The sequence below is a fragment of the Streptomyces odontomachi genome, from assembly GCF_024435355.1.
GTDB lineage: Bacteria > Actinomycetota > Actinomycetes > Streptomycetales > Streptomycetaceae > Streptomyces > Streptomyces odontomachi.
In genome coordinates this window covers 162,164-183,543 of the sequence record NZ_JAMJWG010000010.1, presented here as the reverse complement: position 1 = coordinate 183,543, position 21,380 = coordinate 162,164, and the positions used below count along the sequence as shown (strand labels likewise).

At 71.8% G+C, this 21,380-nt stretch carries 15 protein-coding genes; 8 read left to right on the top strand and 7 right to left on the bottom strand.

The genetic code is table 11. The features are described from left to right. The first annotated feature begins 140 nt into the window (after window positions 1-140). Window positions 141-1,787 carry an endo-1,4-beta-xylanase gene (locus NQO67_RS21755; RefSeq protein WP_255951775.1) on the top strand — a complete coding sequence of 549 codons (1,647 nt, stop codon included), beginning with the start codon at window positions 141-143 and terminating at the stop codon, window positions 1,785-1,787. Between the two features lie 228 nt (window positions 1,788-2,015). Further along, window positions 2,016-2,765: an SDR family NAD(P)-dependent oxidoreductase gene (locus NQO67_RS21750; RefSeq protein WP_255951774.1), complete on the top strand. Its 750-nt coding sequence runs from the start codon at window positions 2,016-2,018 to the stop codon at window positions 2,763-2,765. Window positions 2,766-2,857: 92 nt separating this feature from the next. Here NQO67_RS21750 and NQO67_RS21745 read toward each other — a convergent pair whose 3' ends face one another. Next, window positions 2,858-3,577 (bottom strand): hypothetical protein, encoded by a 720-nt coding sequence (locus NQO67_RS21745; RefSeq protein ID WP_255951773.1) that lies wholly within the window; start codon window positions 3,575-3,577, stop codon window positions 2,858-2,860. A gap of 315 nt (window positions 3,578-3,892) precedes the next feature. Here NQO67_RS21745 and ssb point away from each other — a divergent pair, with 315 nt between their 5' ends. The 5 genes from ssb to NQO67_RS21720 all read left to right on the top strand — a co-directional run bounded on the left by ssb (window position 3,893) and on the right by NQO67_RS21720 (window position 9,559). Continuing rightward, entirely contained in the window at window positions 3,893-4,432 is a 540-nt protein-coding gene (gene ssb / locus NQO67_RS21740; protein WP_255951772.1) for a single-stranded DNA-binding protein, read from the top strand. 288 nt (window positions 4,433-4,720) lie between these two features. Next, window positions 4,721-6,130 (top strand): LAETG motif-containing sortase-dependent surface protein, encoded by a 1,410-nt coding sequence (locus NQO67_RS21735; protein ID WP_255951771.1) that lies wholly within the window; start codon window positions 4,721-4,723, stop codon window positions 6,128-6,130. A 440-nt stretch (window positions 6,131-6,570) separates the two neighbouring features. Further along, window positions 6,571-8,235: an energy-dependent translational throttle protein EttA gene (ettA, locus tag NQO67_RS21730; protein WP_255951770.1), complete on the top strand. Its 1,665-nt coding sequence runs from the start codon at window positions 6,571-6,573 to the stop codon at window positions 8,233-8,235. A gap of 14 nt (window positions 8,236-8,249) precedes the next feature. Beyond that, window positions 8,250-8,801 (top strand): acyl-CoA thioesterase, encoded by a 552-nt coding sequence (locus NQO67_RS21725; RefSeq protein ID WP_255951769.1) that lies wholly within the window; start codon window positions 8,250-8,252, stop codon window positions 8,799-8,801. Continuing rightward, window positions 8,798-9,559, top strand: a complete 762-nt coding sequence (locus NQO67_RS21720; RefSeq protein ID WP_255951768.1) for a DUF8010 domain-containing protein — start codon at window positions 8,798-8,800, stop codon at window positions 9,557-9,559. Before NQO67_RS21725 ends, NQO67_RS21720 begins: the two co-directional genes overlap by 4 nt. A gap of 129 nt (window positions 9,560-9,688) precedes the next feature. Here the strand turns inward: NQO67_RS21720 and NQO67_RS21715 are convergent, their stop codons facing one another. Further along, window positions 9,689-10,102 carry a globin gene (locus NQO67_RS21715; protein WP_255951767.1) on the bottom strand — a complete coding sequence of 138 codons (414 nt, stop codon included), beginning with the start codon at window positions 10,100-10,102 and terminating at the stop codon, window positions 9,689-9,691. A gap of 114 nt (window positions 10,103-10,216) precedes the next feature. On the opposite strand from NQO67_RS21715, the gene NQO67_RS21710 reads away from it, so the two are divergent. Beyond that, the gene (locus tag NQO67_RS21710) at window positions 10,217-11,311 is read left to right on the top strand and encodes a methyltransferase domain-containing protein (RefSeq protein WP_255951766.1); all 1,095 of its coding nucleotides are present in this window, start codon (window positions 10,217-10,219) and stop codon (window positions 11,309-11,311) included. Window positions 11,312-11,598: 287 nt separating this feature from the next. Here NQO67_RS21710 and NQO67_RS21705 read toward each other — a convergent pair whose 3' ends face one another. From NQO67_RS21705 to NQO67_RS21685, 5 genes are all read right to left on the bottom strand, one after another. After that, on the bottom strand, window positions 11,599-13,263 hold the full coding sequence (locus NQO67_RS21705) for an FHA domain-containing protein (RefSeq protein ID WP_255951765.1): 1,665 nt from the start codon (window positions 13,261-13,263) through the stop codon (window positions 11,599-11,601). Between the two features lie 388 nt (window positions 13,264-13,651). Beyond that, entirely contained in the window at window positions 13,652-15,004 is a 1,353-nt protein-coding gene (locus NQO67_RS21700; protein WP_255951764.1) for a VWA domain-containing protein, read from the bottom strand. Between the two features lie 118 nt (window positions 15,005-15,122). Then, window positions 15,123-16,394: a PP2C family protein-serine/threonine phosphatase gene (locus tag NQO67_RS21695; protein ID WP_374119052.1), complete on the bottom strand. Its 1,272-nt coding sequence runs from the start codon at window positions 16,392-16,394 to the stop codon at window positions 15,123-15,125. A 665-nt stretch (window positions 16,395-17,059) separates the two neighbouring features. Further along, window positions 17,060-19,897 (bottom strand): serine/threonine-protein kinase, encoded by a 2,838-nt coding sequence (locus NQO67_RS21690; RefSeq protein WP_255951762.1) that lies wholly within the window; start codon window positions 19,895-19,897, stop codon window positions 17,060-17,062. Then, complete coding sequence (locus NQO67_RS21685; protein WP_255951761.1) at window positions 19,894-21,243, bottom strand: hypothetical protein; 1,350 nt, start codon at window positions 21,241-21,243, stop codon at window positions 19,894-19,896. Before NQO67_RS21685 ends, NQO67_RS21690 begins: the two co-directional genes overlap by 4 nt. Between the last annotated feature and the right edge of the window lie 137 nt (window positions 21,244-21,380).

Here is a 21,380-nt window from a genome sequence, read left to right as displayed (position 1 = left end):
CCCGTCCAGGCCGGCCGTAGCGAGCCGGCAGCAGGCGGTGCATGTCCGACTCCTTGACAGGTGCATTTAACACAGCGAGATTGGGAGCGCTCCCATGACGCGGACGGGAGTCCGTGGCCAGCCGATGCAAAGGGACCGACATGACGTGGATCAGAAGGATCGGACCGAGTAGACCGGAGGTCGAGCCGGCCGGACGGCCGCAGGCCCGAGGGCGCGCGCTGAAGGGCGTGCTCCCGGCGGTGGTGGCCGTCGCGCTCGGCGCGCTCACCGTGGGCCTCGCGCCCACCGCGGGAGCGGCCCCCGTGGCGACCGGCTCGGCCACCGCACGGACCGCCGTCTCCGCCGCCGAGGCGAGCACCCTCGACGACCTCGCCCAGGCCAAGGGCCGGTACTTCGGGTCCGCCACGGACAACCCCGAGCTTTCGGACGCCGCGTACACCAGCATCCTGGGCAGCGAGTTCGGCCAGATCACCCCTGGCAACTCCATGAAGTGGGACACCATCGAGCCCAGCCAGGGCCAGTTCAACTACACCAAGGGTGACGCGGTCGTCAGCTTCGCCAAGGAGCACGGCCAGGCGGTGCGCGGGCACAACCTCGTCTGGCACAACCAGCTGCCCAGCTGGGTCTCGTCGCTGCCGTCCAGCCAGGTCCAGGCGGCCATGGAGAACCACATCACCAACGAGGCCACCCACTACAAGGGCCAGGTCTTCGCCTGGGACGTGGTCAACGAGCCCTTCAACGACGACGGCACCTACCGCACCGACGCGTTCTACAACGCGATGGGCAAGGACTACATCGCCGACGCGTTCCGCACCGCGCACGCCGCGGACCCGGACGCCAAGCTGTACATCAACGACTACAACATCGAGGGCCAGGGCTCGAAGGCGGACGCCATGTACGCCCTGGTGAGCGAGCTGGTCGCGGACGGCGTGCCGATCGACGGGGTCGGCTTCCAGGGGCACCTGGCCGTGCAGTACGGCTTCCCGTACAACATGCAGGCCAACATGCAGCGCTTCGCCGACCTCGGTCTCGACGTGTCCATCACCGAGCTCGACGTGCGGATGCAGCTGCCCGCCGACGCCACCAAGGTGGCCAGCCAGAACAGCTACTACAAGCAGGCCGTGGACGCCTGCCTCGGCATCTCGCGCTGCGTCGGCATCACCATCTGGGACTACACGGACAAGTACTCCTGGGTGCCCGGCACCTTCAACGGCGAGGGCTCGGCCTGCCCGTGGGACGAGAACCTCCAGACCAAGGAGGCGTACGACACCCTCTACACGGAGCTGGGCGGCACCACCGACCCGGGTGACCCGGGGGATCCCGGTGACCCGGGTTCAGGCGCCCTGAAGGTGCAGTACAAGAACGCCGACTCCGCGGTGGACGACAGCGCGATCAGGCCCACGCTCCAGCTGGTCAACACCGGCAGCAGCACGGTCGACCTCACCGACGTCACCGTCCGCTACTGGTTCACCGCCGACTCCGCGGCCGGCTCGTTCGGAGCCTGGTGCGACTACGCCGCGGTGGGCTGCGCCTCCGTCAAGCCCTCCGTGCAGACGATGGCCGGCGCCGTCTTGGGCGCCGACCACTACCTGGAGGTCTCCTTCTCCTCCGGCAGCCTCGCCCCCGGCTCGTCCACCGGCGACATCCAGCTGCGCGTCAGCAAGGGCGACTGGTCCAGCTTCGACGAGTCGGACGACTACAGCCACGGCAGCAACACCACCTACCAAGACGCACCAGAGATCGGCACGTACATCGGCGGTGCCGTGGTCTACGGCACCGAGCCGTAAAGCACGTTCGTAGGGACCTTCGAGGGCGGCCGGCGATCGGCCGCCCTCGCGGCGTATCACGGCGTACTACGACGTCCGGCTGCGCGCCACCGTGCACCACCGCGCACCACCGCGCACCACGACAGCGCCCGAAAGTTGCCCTTGACGCCGTGTCACCCCGCTCCGTAGCGTGCCCCATCGTACGTACACGTGACCAGAATTCACATGTGAGAATGGGGTGGGTGGGTCATGACCCAGCGACGCGTGGTGGTGTCCGGCGGCGGTACCGGAATCGGCCTGGCGACGGCGGAGGCCTTCGCCGCGGACGGAGACCGCGTGGTGCTGCTCGGACGCCGCGCGGACGTGCTCCGCAAGGCGGCCGACGAGCTGAACGAGCAGCACGGTGAGGCCACGGCGACCTGGTACGCCGCGGATCTGTCGGATCCGGGACAGGTGGCGGCGGCGCGGGAGTTCATCACCGCGGACGAGACCCCGGTGGACGTGCTCGTCGCCAACGCAGGCGGCAACGTGGCCCCTTCCCACGACGGAACGCTGGAGTCCATCGCCGAGAGCTACCGCCGCAACTTCGACGCGAACGTCCTCACGGCGGTCCTGCTGAGCGAGGCACTCCTGGCTCACGTTCGCCGTCCCGGCGGTCGCATCGTCCAGCTCTCCTCCATCGCCTCGCTGCGCGGCCCCGGCTCGTACGGCGGCTCCAAGGGCTGGGTCAACACGTACACGTACGACCTCGCCCAGCGCGTCGGCGCGGACGGCATCACCGTCAACGCGGTGGCTCCCGGCTTCGTCGGTGACACGGAGTTCTTCGGCGACCGTGCGACCCCGGAGTTCGTCGCCTCCCGCGTCGCGCAGTCCCTCACGAAGCAGCCCGGTCACCCTGCGGAGATCGCCGCCGCCATCCGCTACCTGGCCTCACCGGAAGCGGCCTACATGACGGGCCAGCTGCTGCACGTCAACGGCGGCGCGGCGCTGGGGCGTTAGCGGGGACGGTCTCACAGGGCTTGGCTGCCTTGGCGGTTGGCGGAGCGCCAAACCGGCCAAGCCCTACCAAAAAAGTGACCTTGCCGGGGGGCTCAGGACAGGAAGGTGCGGTACGGGCCGTTCAGGATCCCGTTCTTCTGGTCCTGGCTGAAATGGCAGTTCGGGTAGCTGTAGAACGACGCGGACATCGGCGTGCCGTCGGTGTACGTGGAGTCGGGCAGGCCGAAGGCGTGGCCGAGCTCGTGCACCATGCCGCCGTACCACCGGTTCATGTCGCCGTTGGTCCCGGCGCCGCCGTCGGCGTCATGGCCGCTGAGGATCACCCAGCCGCCACCGCCGCCACCACCGGACACGCCCTGCTTCTCGGCGCTGATCTCGCCGACGCACAGCCAGCGCGAGTCCGGGGCCCGCAGTCCGAGCTTGGCCAGCAGTTCCTGCTGCATGTTGAAGACAACCCACCAGTAAGCGTCGTCGCCGTTGGGGGTGTCCTCGTACCAGGACCGCGGGTGGTCGCCCGTGACCACTTCCACCGCCGGGTTGTTGAGCTTGAAGGTGACGCCGAGTTCCTGCTTGTAGAAGCGCTGTGCCTCTTGCATCACACCGGCGATGCCATCGGGGTATCGCTGGTCGTACGCCACATCCGAGGGCCTGAGCCAGAAGACTCGCACCGTCCCGGTCGGCGGGTCGGCGGCCGGCTTCGCCGTCGATCCCGTTGCCGCCTCGGCGGTTCCGGTCAACAGACCCGAACCGAGGGCCGCCATCCCCGCCGTCGCGGTCAACACCGCGCGTCGGGTGATCCTGCATGTTTCCACCGGACATCCTCCTCGAGGACCGAAGGAGCGATACACGACCCACTCAAGCTAGCACCAACTTGCGATATCACGAACCATGTTCGGTATATCGAAAAGTGAGGGCCGTGTTTCGGGCAGTGGGCACACGAGGTCCCCGGCTCGCCTCTCGCGGGTGTGGTTCACCCCTGCGGGTGGCGGAGTTATCCACAATGCCGTGGACGTCCACAGGCTCCAGCGGGGACTGCGCGCCGGAGGCACTCTGGATCGGCGGTCGTGATCGGGCCGGCCGACGGCCCGGGACCGCACCCGCAGGTCGGAAGAGCAAGGGGGATCGCTGTGAGCGAGACGATGGTGACCGTGGTGGGCAATGTGGCAACGGCTCCGGTGTTCCGGGAGTTGCCGAGCGGTACGGTGGCGCGCTTCCGCCTGGCGGCGACCGCTCGCCGCCGGGACCGCGAGACGGGGCAGTGGGTCGACGGGCACACCAGTTTCTTCACGGTCTGGGCCTGGCGCAGCCTGGGGACGAACGTGGCGGCGTCGCTCTCCGTGGGCGAGCCGGTCATCGTCCAGGGCAAGCTCAAGGTGCGTCAGGACGACCGCGGCAGCGGCCAGCAGTGGATGTCGGCCGACATCGACGCCATCGCCGTCGGCCACGACCTCTCGCGCGGTACGACGGCGTTCCGCAGGACCCAGCGGACGGTCGGAGTCCCGACGGAAGCGCGCCCCGTGCAGTCCGGAGAGCCGAAGCCCGGCGGCATGGGGGACGAGCAGCCCTCCGTGCAGTGGGAGCGCCCCGCACAAGAGGATCCCACCGCCGACGAGGGATGGCCCGCACCCACTCCCGAACCCGCCACCGCCCATGCCGCCACCACGTGAAGCAGTGCGCGTTATGCGGTGCATGGTGCGCGATACGCGGTGCACGATACGAATCGCGCGACATGGCGTCAGAGCGTCGCAAATCGTGGCTGATTGCCAGCCCGGACAATCATTGATTTGTCGATAAGGCCAGTTCAGCCGGGGTGTTCGCGGCCGCCATGCATAACGATTCCGATTCGGATCGGTTATCCGATGGTATGAGTGGGGATCCTGATGTGCCCCTCTTCCTAGGATGCCCGGCATAGCTCACGGGGAATCTGATTCTGCTGGCGGGCCGACTAACCCCCCATGTCAACGGATCCCGCCCGGAGGGGAATTCTGTTGTTTTCTGCACTCTCTGTGTACCGGCGAGGCGTAGCCCGTCTCGCCGCAGCGACTCTGGTGTCCGGCCTCGTGGCTGCGGGCACCGTGGCGGCCGCTGGTTCCGCGACGGCGGATGACGCGCCGCAGCAGCACGGTGGGGCCACTGCCACCATCGGCGGCCTGAAGACCTTCGGTCAGGCGGTCATCCACGACCACGGCCGGGACGAGAAGGTGTCCGCCGGTCTCTTCGAGATGACGGTGGACAACGGCGGCACGTTGCAGACGTACTGCATCGACATCCACAACCCCACGCAGAAGGAGGCGAAGTACCAGGAGACCCCCTGGAGTGGTACTTCGCTGGGCGCCAACCCCGACGCTGGCAAGATCAGCTGGATCCTTCAGCACTCCTACCCGCAGGTGAACGACCTCTCGGCGCTGGCCGAGCAGGCCGGTGCTGGCAGCCTGACCGAGAAGGACGCGGCAGCCGGCACCCAGGTGGCCATCTGGCGCTACTCGGACCACGCCGACGTGGACGCGTCCAGCCCGGCAGCCGAGAAGCTCGCCGACTACCTCCAGAAGAGCGCGCAGAACGTCGCCGAGCCCAAGTCGTCGCTGAGCCTGGAGCCGCCGGCGATCTCCGGTCACGCCGGGGAGAAGCTCGGCCCGGTCACCGTCCACACCAACGCCGGCCAGGTCACCGTCACCCCGCCCGCGGACGCCGCGGCGAGCGGTGTGAAGATCGTCGACAAGGCCGGTAAGCCGATCACCACCGCCAAGAACGGCAGCGAGCTCTTCTTCGACGTCCCGCAGGGCGCCGAGGACGGCACCGCCGCGCTGACGATCCAGGCGTCCACCACTGTCCCGGTCGGCCGCGCCTTCGCCTCCGAGACGCGCAGCCAGACGCAGATCCTCGCCGGCTCCAGCGAGTCGACGGTCTCCGCGATCGCCACGGCCACCTGGGCCAAGCAGGGCCCGATCCCGGCCCTGTCCGCGGAGAAGAACTGCGCGAAGAACGGCGTGGACATCACGGCGACCAACAAGGGTGACCAGCCGTACACCTTCACGCTGCTCGGCGTGAAGCACACCATCGCCGCCGGCAAGTCCGAGACGGTCACGGTGCCCCTGAAGGAAGACCAGGCCTACGACTTCACGATCAAGGGCCCGAACGGCATGGAGAAGCACTTCAAGGGCGTCCTGGACTGCAAGACGCAGAGCACCCAGCCGTCCTCGCAGCCCAGCCCGGCGTCGGCGGGCGGCACCTCCGGGCGCGACCTTGCCGAGACCGGTAGCTCCAGCGCCACTCCGATGATCGCGGGCGTTGCGGTCGCCCTGGTCGTGGTCGGCGGCGCGGCGGTCTTCCTGGTCCGCAGGAAGAAGAGCTCGGCGCAGCACTGAGCGCAGGCGTCCGCGGCACCGGGCAGCGCGCTCCGGTGCCGCGGACCCGCCCCGCACAGCTGAGTGCGACGGATACCGGGTGCCCCGTGGCACCCCGTGAGCAGACGGCCCCGGCCCGCCTGAGGACGTGCCGGGGCCGTTGTGCGCCATCGGACGGTCATGATCCGTCACGACGTCGTCACGCTGTGGGATCGTCGTGCTGTATGGCCTACGGTGGGGTTGCCGGTACCCGGTCCGACCCGCATCGCGGGTCGTCGCGGCGCTCGGCGCCGGGGGCGTGCGGGCTAACCGGTTTCCGCAGGGGGCCTGCCGTACGGCAAGATGGGTGTGTCTGCCCTCAAGCGGCGGAGTCGACGCGAGGTCGATGCGGGCGCCGATACTGCGGCTCGACCGAGATTCGACACTGATACTGCAGGTTCCAAGCTGCCGGACGGTTTCTTTTGGCTGAGTTCATTTACACCATGCGCAAGGCGCGCAAGGCGCACGGCGACAAGGTGATTCTCGACGATGTCACCCTGAGCTTCCTGCCGGGCGCGAAGATCGGTGTCGTCGGACCGAACGGCGCAGGCAAGTCCACCGTCCTCAAGATCATGGCGGGCCTGGAGCAGCCGTCCAACGGTGACGCCTTCCTCTCGCCTGGCTACACGGTCGGCATCCTCCTCCAGGAGCCCCCGCTCAACGAGGAGAAGACGGTGCTGGGCAACGTCGAGGAGGGCGTTGCCGAGATCAAGGGCAAGCTCGACCGGTACAACGCGATCGCCGAGCAGATGGCGACCGAGTACACCGACGAGCTGGGCGAGGAGATGGGCAAGCTCCAGGAGGACCTGGACCACGCCAACGCCTGGGACCTCGACGCACAGCTCGAGCAGGCCATGGACGCCCTGGGCTGCCCGCCCGGCGACTGGCAGGTGACGAAGCTCTCCGGTGGCGAGCGCCGCCGCGTCGCGCTCTGCAAGCTGCTGCTGCAACAGCCCGACCTGCTGCTGCTCGACGAGCCCACCAACCACCTCGACGCCGAGTCGGTCAACTGGCTGGAGCAGCACCTCGCCAAGTACGAGGGCACCGTCGTCGCGGTCACCCACGACCGGTACTTCCTGGACAACGTCGCCGGCTGGATCTGCGAGGTCGACCGCGGCCGGCTGCACGGTTACGAGGGCAACTACTCCAAGTACCTGGAGACCAAGGCGGCCCGTCTCAAGGTCGAGGGCGCGAAGGACGCCAAGCGCCAGAAGCGCCTGAAGGACGAGCTGGAGTGGGTCCGCTCCAACGCGAAGGGCCGCCAGGCCAAGTCCAAGGCCCGCCTCGCCCGCTACGAGGAGATGGCCGCCGAGGCCGACAAGATGCGGAAGCTGGACTTCGAGGAGATCCAGATCCCGCCGGGCCCGCGTCTCGGCAGCGTGGTCGTCGAGGTCGACAAGCTGAACAAGGCCTTCGGCGAGAAGGTCCTCATCGAGAACCTGTCCTTCACCCTCCCGCGCAACGGCATCGTCGGCGTCATCGGCCCGAACGGCGCCGGCAAGACCACCCTGTTCAAGATGCTCCAGGGCCTGGAGACCGCGGACTCCGGCAACATCAAGGTCGGCGACACCGTCAAGATCTCCTACGTCGACCAGTCCCGCGCCAACATCGACCCCAAGAAGACCCTGTGGGCGGTCGTCTCCGACGAGCTGGACTACATCAACGTCGGGCAGGTCGAGATGCCCTCGCGCGCGTACGTGAGCGCGTTCGGCTTCAAGGGGCCCGACCAGCAGAAGCCGGCCGGCGTGCTCTCCGGCGGTGAGCGCAACCGCCTCAACCTCGCGCTCACCCTCAAGCAGGGCGGCAACCTCCTGCTGCTCGACGAGCCCACCAACGACCTCGACGTCGAAACGCTCTCCTCGCTGGAGAACGCGCTGCTGGACTTCCCCGGCTGCGCCGTCGTCGTCTCCCACGACCGCTGGTTCCTGGACCGCGTCGCCACGCACATCCTCGCCTACGAGGGTGACTCCAGGTGGTTCTGGTTCGAGGGGAACTTCGAGTCCTACGAGAAGAACAAGATCGAGCGGCTCGGTCCTGACGCAGCGCGTCCGCACCGCGCCACGTACAAGAAGCTCACCCGGGGCTGAGGCGGGCGGAAGCTGTGGCTCGGCACATCTACCACTGCCCGTTGCGCTGGTCGGACATGGACGCCTTCGGGCATGTCAACAACGTCGTCTTCGTCCGCTATCTGGAGGAGGCGCGGATCGACTTCATGTTCCGGCTGGCGCGGGCGGACGGTTCGCCGTCCTTCTCCGGCGGTTCCGTCGTGGCCCGTCACGAGATCGACTACCTCAAGCCGCTCTTCCACCGCCACGAACCCGTCGTCATCGAGACCTGGGTGACCCAGATCACCGCGGCGACGGTCACCCTCACGTACGAGATCAAGGACGGCGAGGCACCCGGCGCCGCTCTGGACGGCGATGCCGGCACCCGGTCGGGCAGCGGCACGCTGTACGCACGCGCCAGCACCGTCGTCGTTCCGTATGACCTCACGGCCCAGCGGCCGCGGCGGCTCACCGCCGAAGAGCGGGCCTTCCTGGAGCGTTTCCGGGACGACGACGGGCCGTCCGGTCCCGGCTCGGGCGCCCGCCAGGGCTCCACCACCACCGTGCAGCGCGGGCGGTCCCCCCAGTCCGGGGCGCTGGTGACATGACCGCACCACGACCGACGGTGCAGTTCAGCGACGCCGGGGAGGCGGCGGATCTCACCGCCTACCTGGCCCGTCTGATCCACTACGACCGCGCGGCAGCCGTGCGCCTCCAGGCGGCCGGCAGCACGCTCGGGGTGTTCGGGCGGCCGGCGTCCTTCGAGGTCCTGGCGATCCGCACGGCCCGCCTCGCCAAGCCCTACCAGGACGGCCTCGACGAGACCCTCGACGTCACCGTCTCCGCGGGCGACCTCCTGGAGGCCGTCGACGAGCGGGCGGCCACGGCCATCGTGCCCGTGGCCGTCACCGGCCCGCCCTGGGCCGGCGTCCTGCCGCCCCGCGGCGGTTGGCAGCAGGAGCCGGGGCTGCCGGCGCCCGGTGCCCTGCGCGGGCTCGTGGCCGGCGTGGTCGCCGAGTTCCGCACCCGCACCGCGGAACTGCCGCCGGACCGCCGCACCCGTACCGAACTGGACCGGATCGGCCACGACATCTGGTCCCGCCCCGTCGGCGACACGGACCTCCCCGTCCGCGCGGCGCACGCGGCGCACGCTCTCGGCTTCCTGCGCGAGCCCGGCACCGGGCGCTCCCCGGACGACTCGTCCCCTGCGTCCGCCACCCCCGCTCCCGCCGCCCCGGGCCAGCCGGCACCCGTGGCCGTGGCCCTGCTCGCATCCGGCGCATGGCTGCGGCTGCGTACGCCCCACGGCTCGATCGCGGTCCGCAGGCCGGGCGCGCGCAGCACCCTGAGCCTGACGCCCACCTAGGCGGTATCTAGGCGATATCCGGGCAGGGTGGAACAAGTCGGGCAAACAGGGCATCTGCTCGGACAGGGCAAGCGGACGGCCGGCCGCCGCAGGGCGACCGGCCTGCCATCTCGGGGCCCTCTCGGGGGTTCAGCCCGGCGTGTTCACCATCGAGGCCGCCGCGTACGTCAGGTACTTCCAGAGGGTGGCCTCGTGCTCCTCGCTCAGGCCCAGCTCCTCCACCGCGACCCGCATGTGCTTCAGCCATGCGTCGTGGGCGGCCCGGTCGACGGCGAACGGGGCGTGCCGCATCCGCAGCCGTGGGTGGCCGCGCTGTTCGCTGTAGGTCGTGGGGCCACCCCAGTACTGGATGAGGAAGAGCGTCAGGCGTTCCTCGGCCGGGCCCAGATCCTCCTCGGGATACATCGGGCGCAGCAGCGGGTCCTCGGCGACGCCCTGGTAGAACCGGTGCACCAGGCGTCGGAAGGTCTCCTCGCCGCCGACCTGCTCGTAGAAGGTCTGCTGCTGAAGCGTGCCGCGCGGAATCTCGTTCACACCCTCCATGCTCTCAGACGCGACGGGAGAAGACGCCGGCTCCGGATGATGTGGTGCCGGCCGCCGCCGCCTCCGTGGCCGGGGCGTCTCGCATCCGCGCCCGGACCGCAGCACAGTGGACGCATGGCCTCCCACGCGCCCGATGACGCCGACCCCGCCGCCGACCCCGCCGCCACCGATGCAGCCACCCCCGAAGTAGCCGGCGAGGCCGCCGTGGCACGGGCCGAGTTGGTGCGGGAGATCGGCGGCAGCGGGGTCTGGGACGACGATCCCGCCTGGCGGGACGCCTTCGCCGCCGTGCCCCGCCACTTGTTCGTGCCGTCCTACCACGTGGGCGCGCCGGGCGGATACGAACGGCGGTGGGGCGAGCACCCGGATCCGGCCCGGCGGGCGGAGTGGCTGCGCGGTGCGTACACGGACACGGCGCTCGCCACCCGGGTAAGGGACGGCGAGTTGGTGTCGTCCAGCAGCCAGCCCTCGCTGATGGCGCGGATGCTCACCGCCCTCCAGGTCGCGGACGGCCACACGGTCCTGGAGATCGGTGCGGGCACCGGATACAACGCGGCCCTGATGGCGCACCGGCTGGGCGACGACCGGGTCACCACGATCGACCTGGACCCGGAGATCACCGACGCGGCGCGCGCCCATCTCGCCAGGGCCGGCCACCGCCCCGCCGTCGTCACCGGCGACGGGGCGCGCGGCTGTCCGGAGCGCGCACCGTACGACCGGATCATCGCCACCTGCACGATGGACGACGTGCCGCGGGCGTGGCTCGCGCAGTGCCGGCCCGGGGCACGGATCGTGATGCCGATCGCCACCGGCCTCGTCGCGCTGGACGTACGTGACGGGAGCGCCGGGAGTGACGGGGGCGACGGGTACGGCGGGCGGGGCGGAAACGTCGGGGGCGGTGTGGACCGTGCCGAGGGGCGCTTCCTGGCCACGCCCGCGTTCTTCGTGCCGTTGCGCGGCACCGGTCGCCGCGAGCGGCGCGAGGACGGCCCCCAGCTGGTCCGCGGGGTCCCGCGCAGGGCGCTGCGCGAGGACGGCTTCCGTTTCCTGCTGGTGCTCACGGACGGTGTGCTCGAGCCGCGGGACGCCGTGACGTTGTGGGACGGGGAGGGGCATCCGGAACGGGAGCGGTACGGGATCACGGTGGACGGGGAGCGGTCCTGGGCATGGCTGGACGACCCCGCGGGGCCGTACGCCTGGCCGCTGTGAGGCGACGGCGACGGCGGATCAGCAGCGGGGTCGCCATGGTGGAGAGGGCGTGCGGGAACACGGACCGCCGCCGGGCGTCGGAACGTTCCGACGCCCGGCGGCGGGTGGGTACGTGCCGGCCGGTCTAGGGGGTGTCTGGCAAATGAGCGTGGAAGAAGGAGCGGCGTCTGGTGCGTGCGATCGCAAGGCGCCGGAGCGCCCTCGTCGCGGAGTCACGTGGGTGTTCGGCAACGCGGCGAGCGTGCGTGCCAGACGACGCGACGCCGCGGGCATCTGTCAGACACCCCCTAGCCGCGCCGGACGGTGATCGTCGTCCAGGCGCCGACGTGGACGCGGTCGCCGTCCTGGAGCGGTACCGGGACGAACGGCTGGATCGGTTCTTCGGCGCCGTTCACCGTCGTGCCGTTCGTGGAGTTCTGGTCGACGACGGCCCAGGAACCGTCCTGCTGGTGCACCAGGATGGCGTGCTGGTGCGAGACGCCCGGGTCCTCCGGCGGCACCGAGAGATCGATGTCGGGGGTGTCGCCGGTGGAGTGCCGGCGCCGGCCGATGGTGATCTGCTCGCCGTTCAGCGGTCGTTGCTGCTCGGGCGAGTACGCCGGCAGGTTCAGCCCGGTGGCCTCGGGTCCGGAGCGCTGCATCATCGACATGAAGTACTCGCGGTCGGGACCGATGGTCGCCGTCCAGGTCGTGGGCTGCGCATAGCCGCCGGGGGCACCGGGAGCACCCGGTCCGCCGGGTCCGGGAGCACCTGGCCCACCCGGTGCGCCGGGTCCGCCCGGCATCCCCGGGACAGGTCCGCCCGGACCGCCGGGCCCGCCCGGACCCGGTGGCGTCGGTTGCGGGTAGCCGTACGCCGGCGGTGCGCCCGCCTGGGGGCCGGGGCCAGGAGCCGGCGGGGCCATCGGTCCACCCGCGGCACCCATCGGACCACCGGCCGGTCCCCCCGGTCCGCCCGGACCAGCAGGTCCGCCAGGTCCACCCGGGCCGCCAGGTCCACCCGGTCCCATCGGGCCGGACGGCGGCGAGATCACCCAGTCGTCACCGCCGCCGGTCGCGGGACCGGGAGGCGGCGGGCCCTGCTGGTGGCCGTTGTCCTGGGAGAATCCGGGAGGCGGCGGAGGGAGCGGTCCCGGCTGCTGGCCGGGCTGCTGCTGGAACGCCGAGGGCACGCCACCGGGACCGCCCGGACCGCCCGGACCGCCGGGTCCAGGTGGTCCGCCCGGACCGCCGGGCCCGCCCGGCATCCCGGCACCGCCCGTGCCGGGGCCACCGGGGCCACCCGGCCCCATGGGACCACCAGGACCACCGGGACCGCCATGGGTTCCCGGGCCTTGCGGGCCGCCGGGAAAGCCTGGATCGCCCTGGGGCCCCGGGCCCCCCGGGCCGCCGGGATAGCCGGGACTGCCATGGGACCCCGGGCCGCCGGGATAGCCGGGACCGCCGTGGGGTCCCGGGCCGCCGGGTCCCTGCGGAGGTACCGGACCCGGCTGGCCGCCGAAGTCCGGCGGGCCGGGCGGAATCGGTTCCGCCGGGCGGTTCATCTGCGACGGGCCGGAACTCTGGTACTCGTACGGCTCGTTGCCGGCCGGCGCCGACTGCTGGAAGTGCATGGGCGGGTTGCCGCCGGGGCCGGGCGCCGTCGGGCGCGGGGCCGCCGGGGTGTAGGAGGTCGCCGTGTTCGTGAGGAAGTTCCAGCGGCACTCCTCGCAGAACGGGGCGCCACCCTCACGCGGGGTGTGGCACTGCGGGCAGAGCTCCGGCTCGGGGCCGCCCGGCATACCGGGGGCACCGGGCATGCCGGGGCCGGGCTGTGCGGGGCCGGGGGCCTGCGGGTAGCCGTAGGCCGCAGGCGGCGGAGGAGGCGGGGGCACGGCTGCGGCCATGCGGTGACCGCAGACCTCGCACCAGTCGTCGGAACGCGACTGGTGTCCGTTCGGGCAGGTCGGCATGGAGGCGCTTCCCCCTCTCCTTCTCCGGCACGTCGGCCGGGCGGTTCGGACGTGTCCCGTCGTCCTTGAGCATGCTCCGTCCGAGTGTGCACTGCACGTGTCGCGGTGCGGACCGGATGACTGTGACGTGACGCATCTGATGTGATCTGCGGACATCTTCCCAGGCCCGGTCGTGGTGCCGCGACGTCGGTGGCGCGACAGCTAGGACGCAACTTCGGTGCCTGGGGGTTCTGCCGATTTTCGGGTTTCCCTGTTGTAAGGGTGCTCCGGCGCTTGCTCTGCTGGCCGCCGCCCGGTCCCGGACCGGTCGTCATGGCACTGCGGGCGGCGGTCCGGGCGTGCGGCCCGGTCGTCCGGATGGTTGGTGAGGTCGTCCTACTGGTCGGTGCTACGGCTCCGCTCGGGTCGTCGACTTCTTCACGCGGACCGTCTTGGTCGACCGTGTCTCCAGGGTCATCTCGTCGGCGTCCGCGACCTTCGGCTTAAGTCGCACAGTACCCGTAGCGACATCGACCACGTCCACCACCTTCGCAAGCAGTTTCGCGGTGTCCTCGTTCCCCAGCGCGCCGGCGAGCTGAACCGCACGGCCCAGCTTGGACGTTGCCCCGTCCAGGTCGCCGGCCTTGCGGGCGTCCAGGCCCTCCTGGATCGCCTGGGCCAGTTCGGCCTGGCCGGTGTAGTGGGCGACCTGCGGGTTGATCGAGGTGGAGGCGGCCATGTCGTCCGTCCACACCGCGCGTACCAGGCCCTGCGCCAGCGTGTGCGCCCCGTCGTCCTGCGGGATCACGAGCGAGACCCGGGCGGCGAGCATCTCCTCGCCGATCCCGGCCGCCGGCACCCGGACGCAGACGTGGTAGTCGCGGGACTCGTCGCCCCACGATCCGGTGGGGTAGTCGCCGGCGCGCGGGCCGGCCTCGGTGCGCCGGCCGGTCAACTCCTCGACGGTGGGGGCGACCTGTTTCACAAACGTGATCTCCGCGCCCATCGGCGTCCACAGCCGCAGCGTGACGTCCGCGACCTCCTTGCCCATCGTCTTCTCCATCATGCGCGTGAAGTCGTCGGTGAGCCCGGCCGGGTCGGCGACGATGTCGGCGCTGCCCAGCAGCGCGGAGGCGATGCCGGTGACCTCCTTCACCTCCCAGTCGGTGCCGACCCCGCGCGCATCGCAGGTGAAACGGCCCGCGCAGGCGTCCAGCGTGGCCTTCAGGCGCTCCGGCATCTCGTGTTCGTTACGGCCGTCGGTGAGCAGGATGCCGTGCCGGATGCCCACGTCGGCGGAGGACAGCAACTGGTCGGTCAGGCGCAGCCAGGTGCCGATCGCCGTGCCGCCGCCCGCCGTGAGCTTGCGCAGCGCCTGCTTGGCCGCCTCGCGGCTCCGGGTGTCGGCGACGGCGAGCCGGCCACCGCCGGGATAGACCTCCGAGGCCCGGTGGGTGCCGCCGACCACCGCGAAGTGCACGCCGTCGCGCAGCGCGTCGACGGCTGCGGCGGTGGCCTCCCGGGCGCCGCGCAGCTTCGTCGCCGGATGGTCCATCGAGCCGGAGCAGTCCACCATGATCACCACGCCCGCGTCCGGGGCCCGCCCGTCGCCCAGCAGGTGTGCGGTGCCACCGGTGGTGCCGCCGCCGGTGGCCGTCACGGTGACGATCGCGTTGACCTCGCGGCCGCCCTGCGGCAGATACTCGTTCTGGTACACGTCGACCGCGAACTGCGGTACGTGGGACTTCGACAACTTGGCCATGGATTCCGCTCCCCCTCAGACTTACCACGGCGGCTGGATGTCAACGATGTGCTGGCCCTGACCGTCCGATTCGGCCATGACCCCCGCCGGGTACGGCGCCGGCCGGGGTCGCCGGGCCTCAGGCCGATCCTGCCCCCACCGGTGGAGCAGGGAACGGCAGCACGGCCACTGTTACGTTGTCGTGGCCACCGCCTTCCAGTGCGTGACCGACCAGGACCTGGGCGCTGTTCAGCGGTCGCTGCGCGGCGTCGGCGGGCAGCACCGCGGCCATGTCGGCGGCGCTCTCCGCGTAGTTCCACAGGCCGTCGGTGCAGACCACCACCACTCCCGGTCGGTCCGGCTTGAACGCTGCGGTGTGCGGCAGGAGCTCGTAGGCATCGGCGCCCAGCCAGCCGGTGATGGCGTGGGCGCGCTCGTCTGCGTACGCCTCCGCCTCGTTCATCAGGCCCGAAGCGACCATCTGCGCCGCCCACGAGTCGTCCTCGGTGAGCCGGGCGGGCGGGGCGGCGCGGTCGACGGGCACCCAGTAGGCGCGGCTGTCGCCGACCCATCCGACGATCAGCAAATCCTTCGCGACGATGGCGCTGACCAGGGTGCAGGCGGGCGCGTTCTCGTGCTGGCCGGATTCTTGTGCGGTGGCCGGTTCATGGGCCAGTGCGTTGACAGCCTCCGCTGCGGCGAGGATCGCCTCGTGCAGGGCCTGCTGGGGATGCGTGCCGCGCGGCAGGGCGTTCAGCAGCGTCTCGGTGGCGGCGCGGGAGGCGGCCATCGAGGCGTCGTCCGGGCGGCTCGCCGACGAGACGCCGTCGCAGACCACGGCGACCACGGCCGGTGCGCCGTCCTGCAACGCGGTCGAGGTGATGGCGAAAGCGTCCTCGTTGCGGTGGTGGCGCAGCCCGCGGTCGCTGACCGCGGCGACCGCGTCCAACTCCTGCTCCATGTGGTCGCGCTCACGCGGCTGCGCCTTGCCGCAGTGCCCGCAGTAGTCGTCCCGCTCGACGCGGCCCGTGCCGCAGAAGACGCACAGCTTCGCCTCGGCCGCGGGCGCCGGCAGCGCGCCCGGCTCGACGGTCCGCGGATCGGTGGTCCCGTGCGGCTGGTGCGAGGGCTGCCCGGGCGGGGTGTCGTCACGCATCGGCTGGCCGGCCGGTGGCTGGGGCGCGGCGAGCCGGTAGTCGGAGTTGGACTCGGATTCGGGGGATTCGGGGGATTCGGGGGATCCGACGTGGGCGGAGATCGCGGACGCCTCGGGCGCCACGGGTGCTTGGAAGGCCGGGGGCTGCGGCGGCTGGAGAGGTTCGGGGGACTGGCCGGAGGGCTGAGGCTGCTCGGCCTGCTGAGCTGTGTGGGGCTGCTGGGGCATCTGGGGTGCTTGCTGCGGTTGGGGCATCTGGGGTGCTTGGGGGGATTGGCCGGTGGGCTGCGGGTGGTGGCCGGAGGGAGCGGTCTCGGCTGGGCCGCGTTGCCCGGGCAGGGCCTGCTGTGCCGGCTGGGGCTGGTGCGTCGGTTGGGTCTGGGCTGCGGGCTGGGGGTGCGGTGCCTGTCCCGCCGCGGCTGCGGGCGGTGGCTGGGGCGGCAGGTCGGGCTGCGGGGGGCGGGCTGTCGCGGAGGACCGCGCGGGCAGGCCCCCCGTCGGCTCCGGCTGGTCGGGGAAGGCTGCGGCGCGGTGTTCCGCACCGGCCGGTACGGACGCGTCCGTACCGGCGGCAGGCCACTCCACGCTCGCGGCGGGGGTGCCGTCCGGGCTGCCGAGCTGAACCGGGTCCGCGGCGCTCGGTGCGGAATCGTCCGGCGCGGCGCGCTCGGAGGGGGGCTCCGGGGCCGCCGCCGTGGACCCGGGAGGCTGCTCCGGGTCCACGGAGACGCGGTTCGGGTCGGGGCGCTCGCCCCCGGCGCCGTTGACGGGGAGGGTGGGGCGGTCGGGGCCCGCCGGGTGGGACGCCGACAGGTCGTGCCCGCACCCGCCGCAGAAGCGGTCGCCCGACTCCACCGGCTCCTTGCAGTTGGGGTTGGGGCAGGTCGAACCAGCGGCCCACTGGTGCATCTGCGACATGATCACACCCACGTCCGGGGGCGGAGACGGTTGGCCCGCTCCACCAGTTCGATCCGCTCCTTGCCACTGTTCGCCAGCCGAGCCAACGTCCGGTACGACCGCTCCAGGCCGAAGCGGAGACCGCGCTCGTCGAGCTCGCTGCCGAGCAGCACGGGTCTGCCGCCGCCATGGGGTGGCGCAGAACCATGGTTACCGGAGAGTACCCAGTCCAGTGCAGTCCCCAGAACCTCTGTGGACAGCAGTTCCCTGCGGACCGCGTCGAGGCCGAAGGCGTCCAGCGCCTGGACCTGGTCGGCGGCGGCCATCAGGTCCCCCAGGAACGACGCGTCGGCGCCGGCCGCCATCGCGTTGTGGGGCGCGCCGCCAGGGTCGTTCAGCCCCGCCGTGCCGTTGCTGCCGATGCCGCCGCCGCTCACCGGGCCCACCGGCAGCCGCTGCCGCAGCCGGGCCCGTACGGCCGCCACCCGGGCCGCCGTGTAGTGGATCGACGACTCCGGGACGGACTCCAACGTCTCGACGGCGCCGCGCCGGTCGCCCGCGGCGAACCGCACCCGCGCCAGGCCGAACGCGGCGCTGACGTAGCTCGGGTCGGTGGTCCACACCAGGCGGTAGTACTCGGCCGCGTTGTCCAACTGCCCCAGCACCTCCGCACAGACACCCAGCGCTATCTTGGGCGCGGGTTCGCCGGGGAAGGCGTCGTAGACCGCGTCGAACGACAGCGCGGCCACGGCGTGGTCCCCCGTGGTCAGCGAGACCACGCCGCGGTACCAGATCACCCGCCAGTCGTCCGGGTGGTCACGCTCCAGGGCGTCCAGGATGTGCCCGGCCTGGCCCAGTTCGCCCATGGCGAGACGGGCGCGCAGCTCGCACAGGCGCCGTTCCGGGGAGTCGACGGGGGCGGCGCGCAGGGCGCTGATCAACTCGCTCGGCGCGGAGGCGAGGAGACCGGCGAGGAAGCCGGCGTTCGGGTCGTTGGGGTCGATCCGCGGGACCGGCAGGGCCAGCGCGCTGGAACCGGCCAGGGCGACGGCCTCCGGTGCCGGCAGGGGCGGCGTGCCATGGGACGCGCCGTGTGCCGTGGCCGGGGCGGGCGCCGGGAGCGCACCGGGGGCCCCGTTGGGCGCGCCGGTGCCCTGGGGATGGCCCCCGGGCGCCGGAGCCAGGGGGGCGTACGAGGCGTGCCCCTCAGCCGGCGGAAGGCCGGCGCCCGGCAGACCGGGGGAGGGGGCGGCGGCCAGGGGTGGGGCCGTGGCGGGCGAGCCCGTGGCCGGCCGGTTCCGGGCCGTGCGGCCGCTTTCCGGCAGGGCTCGGGTGCCCAGGCGGGAGACCTCGGTCGTGGTGTTCTTGAACAGCTCGGTGTCCGTGACCTTCAGCTCCGGGCCGAACAGGGACGACAGCGCGGGGCGCGGTCGGCCGGTCTGGAGCGCCACGACCTCGCGCAGCACGCCGGTGAGCTGCTCCGCCATCTCCTGCGCGGAGGCGAACCGGCGCGCCGGATCGGGGTCGGTGGCGCGCACCAGCAGCCGGTAGAAGGATTCGTAGCGGCGGAAGACGTCGATGTTGTCCGGGTCGGGCAGGGAGTCGACGAATACGTTGGTGTAGCCCTGGAAGTCGAAGGTGAGGACGGCGAGGGTGCGCGCGACCGTGTACAGGTCGGAGGCGACCGACGGGCCGGCCTCCGCGACTTCGGGGGCCTGGTAGCCGACGGTGCCGAAGATGGCCGACTCCTCGTCGTCCATCCTGCGTACCGCGCCCATGTCGATCAGCTTGAGCTGGTCCTCGGTCTGGATGGCGTTGTCGACCTTGAAGTCGCAGTAGAGCAGGTTGCGGCTGTGCAGGTGACCGAGGGCCTCCAGCGCCTCGATGCCGTAGGCGCAGGCCTGGTCGACCGCCAGCGGATCGCGTCTGCCCTCCGGGGTGCGGCGGCCGTTGGCGATGTCCTTGAGGGACTTTCCGCCGACGTACTCCATGACGATGTAGCCGTCCATGGAGCCGGTGCGGGTGTCCAGGTGCTCCACGAAGTTGTAGATCCGCACGATGTTGGAGTGCTCGATCTCCGCGAGGAAGCGGCGTTCGGAGATCGCGGCGGCCATGGCGTCCTGGTCGCCGGTGTCCAGCAGGCCCTTGAGCACCACCCAGCGGTCGGACACGGCGCGGTCCACCGCCAGGTAGATCCAGCCGAGCCCGCCGTGCGCCAGGCAGCCCGCCACCTCGTACTGGCCGTGCACGATGTCGCCGGGGCGCAGCTTCGGCACGAACGAGTACGGGTGGCCGCACTTGGTGCAGAAGCCCTCCGTGCGGCCCGGCCGGCCGCCGCGCGAACGCCCCACGGGTGCGCCGCAGTCGGTGCGCGAGCAGAACCGCTTGCGCTCGGGTACCTCCGCCCGCTCCAGCACCATGGAGCGTGGGTCGGGTCGTGGTACCTCGGGCACCTTCACCAGACCGGCGCCGAGCCTGCCGCGCCCCGAGGCGCCGGTGGCCGTCCCCGAGCTGCGCACCGACACCGAGCGCGCCGTCGCCGCCCCGGCCAGGGTGCGCGACAGGCGCCCCGACACCGAACGGCGGGACGTCGCGGACCGTGCCGACCCGGCCGAGCTGGGCTGTGAGGTGCGCCCCGAGCTGTCGGCCGAGCCCGGCGCGTGCCCTGCGGACGCACCGGATGCACCCTGGCTCCCGCCGAGGCCGGGCGAGGCGCCCGCGATGCCGGTGGGCGACGAGCCGACCATGCCGTTCGCCGAGACGACGGGGGCCAGGCCGCAGGTGTCGCAGTACAGCTCGCCGCCGCCGACGTCTTCGTAACTGCCCGTGCAGCCCGGGCGCTGGCATGCCTGCTGGCTCATGAATCCCCCCTGTGCCCACCGGGTGCGCCCTGCTCGGGGACCCTCCCCAGGGCCAGTGCCTCGGCTGCCGCGTGCTGGTAGCGCAGCACGGCGCCCTCCGCGGCGCGCAGGTCGCACGGTGCGCTCCACAGCATCCGGCGCGCCGTGTCGTACCGCTCGACGAGCAGGGGGTCCTCCGCCATGCCGTGCTGGGAGACCTTCGCCTTGTAGGCGTCGAGCCGGCCGCGTAGCTCGGCGCGGACCGCGAGCGGCGCGGTGACCGCGGTCAGCGACTCGCGGGCCCGCAGCAACTCCTCCTCGGCCCGCTCCTCCAGGGTCTCCAGCAGCGGTGGCAGACGGTGCCACCGGCCGTGCCTGCGGTGCTCGGCCGCGGCCGCCAGCTGTTCCTGGAGCACCGTCGGAGGGCCGGAGACCGCCGGCACCTCGGACGCCGCGATCTTGGCGAGCACCTCGCCGCGCGCGGTACGCGCCTCGGCGAGGGTGCGGTCGGCGCGCGAGAGCGTGTCGCGCAGCTTCACCAGGCGGGCCTCCGCGTCCTTGCGGACCGCCAGCACCGCGTCGATCTCGCGGCGGACGTCTTCCAGCGCCCGCGCCTCGCGGTCGTAGCGCGTGGTGTCCGGCCGTCCGCCGCCCGGTGCCGACGAGCCGGTGGTGGCCGGTCGCCAGAAGGCGAGCGGGTCGGAGATCACCTGGGCGCGCAGCCGGGTGAGCGCCTCGGTGATGCGCTCCAGGTCGTCACCGGCCGGGTGTTCACCGGGGCGCACGCCGACGGAGTGCGCAAGGCGCCGGGTGCGCCGGAGCTCCTCGGAGAGCAGATCGATACGGGCGGGCAGCGCGGACCAGACGCTGTCCGCGGCGACGACCAGGTCGAGCGAGCTCGCATACAGGTCGTTCATCCGGGTGACCAGCGTGTCCAAGGAGAGCCGTTCGCTCAGGCGCGCGGGTGCCACCTCCGCCGGTCCTGCGGGGTCATGGGGCGGGACGGCGGCGCCCGGCACGGCCGCTCCGGCGAGCGTGATGCCGTCGTCGCGCAGCAGGTCGGTCAGCTCCACCAGGTCGTCACGGTTCAACCAGCGGCGCCGGGCCCGCAGCTCGCGTGCCGAGCGCAGTGCTGCCGTGTAGGCGTCGAAGTACGTCCACAGCAGGGTGATCGAGGCCTCGGCGCTCGCCCAGCGCTCCTTGGTGACGCCGGTCAGCTCGGCGCCCTCCAGGAGCCTGCGGCCGGCATGGTCCTGGAGGGCCAGCAGCGATGTCTCGATCGCCTCGTGCTCCGCGTCGAGCCGCGCCAGCGCACGGTCCACCTCGTCCCGGTCCATCACCGGCCCAGGAGGTCCCGCGACGCCCATCGATCACCTCTCCGCTCTCGGTCCTGCCGATGGCTGCTGTGAAGTCCTGCCCGGCGACCGTGGGTTCCAGCCGTGCCGGAGTCATCCGGTGCGAGTGTTCTTCGTCGTGTGGTTGTGATGCGGCCGTGGCCTGCCTC